This window comes from Microbacterium shimangi (assembly GCF_043556445.1).
Classification (GTDB): domain Bacteria; phylum Actinomycetota; class Actinomycetes; order Actinomycetales; family Microbacteriaceae; genus Microbacterium.
Window position 1 is genome coordinate 1 of record NZ_JBIGII010000012.1, and the last position, 1,151, is coordinate 1,151.

A 1,151-nucleotide genomic window follows, 5' to 3' on the forward strand; every position below is an offset into this window, starting at 1 on the left:
TCAGAGGACGTCGTTGCGTCCGGTGAGTTTGAGTGCGTCGACGACGCCTTTGACGCGTTGGGCGTTGTCGCTGGTGGTGACGAGGAGTGCGTCGGGGGTGTCGACGACGACGATGTCGTGGACGCCGATGAGGCTGATCACGCGGGTGGTTTGCGAGACGACGATGCTGCTGGAGGAGTCGGAGAGTACCCGTGCGGTGCTGCCGAGGATGGCGAGTTCGCCTTTGCCGCCGTGGGAGTTGAGTTTGGCGAGGCTGGCGAAGTCGCCGACGTCGTCCCAGTCGAAGTGGCCGGGGATCACGGCGAGGCGTCCTTTGTCGGCGGCGGGTTCGGCGACGGCGTAGTCGATCGCGATCTTCTTGATCGTGGGCCAGACCCGGTCAACGACCGCGCCTCGACGGTCGCGGTCGTCCCACGCGTCGGCGAGTTCCATGAGCCCGGCGTGGAGTTCGGGTTCGTTGGCTTCGATCTCGGCGAGGAGCACGTCGGCGCGGGTGATGAACATGCCCGCGTTCCACAGGTAGGCGCGGTCGGCGTAGTAGGCCTGGGCGGTTTCGAGGTCGGGTTTCTCCACGAAACGTTCCACCATCGCCGCCTCCGGTGCCCCGTCGACATCGAGCTCACCGGCTTTTTTGATGTACCCGAATCCGATCGATGCTTCGCTGGGCTGGATACCGATCGTGCAGATGTATCCCTCCCGGGCGACCGCGACAGCCTGCTGCACCGCGAACGCGAACGTGTTCGTGCCACGGATGACATGATCGGCCGCGAACGACCCGATCACGACGTCGGGTTCGCGCCGCACCAGGATCGCGGCGGCCAGACCGATCGCGGCCGCGGAATCACGGGGCTCGGACTCGAGGATGACGTTCTTGTCGGGCACGCCCGGCAACTCCCGTTCCACCGCAGCACGGTGGGCACGACCCGTGACCACCGCGATACGGTCCGGCCCGGTCAAGGGCTCGAGCCGATCCCAGGTATCACGCAACAACGTCTGCCCCGACCCCGTGAGGTCATGAAGAAACTTCGGGGCCTCCGCGCGCGAGAGCGGCCACAACCGGCTACCGATACCCCCAGCAGGGATCACGGCATAGAAGTCATCGAGAGGGTGAGAAGCCATGCGCTCAGGGTAGCGGTGAGCCCGCGCGACGC

1 protein-coding gene is annotated in these 1,151 nt (G+C 66.1%); it reads right to left on the bottom strand.

Going from position 1 to position 1,151, the window contains the following annotated elements:
* Positions 1–1,119 (bottom strand): mannose-1-phosphate guanylyltransferase, encoded by a 1,119-nt coding sequence (locus ACFXQA_RS15240; RefSeq protein WP_394520742.1) that lies wholly within the window; start codon positions 1,117–1,119, stop codon positions 1–3.
* Positions 1,120–1,151 lie beyond the last annotated feature (32 nt).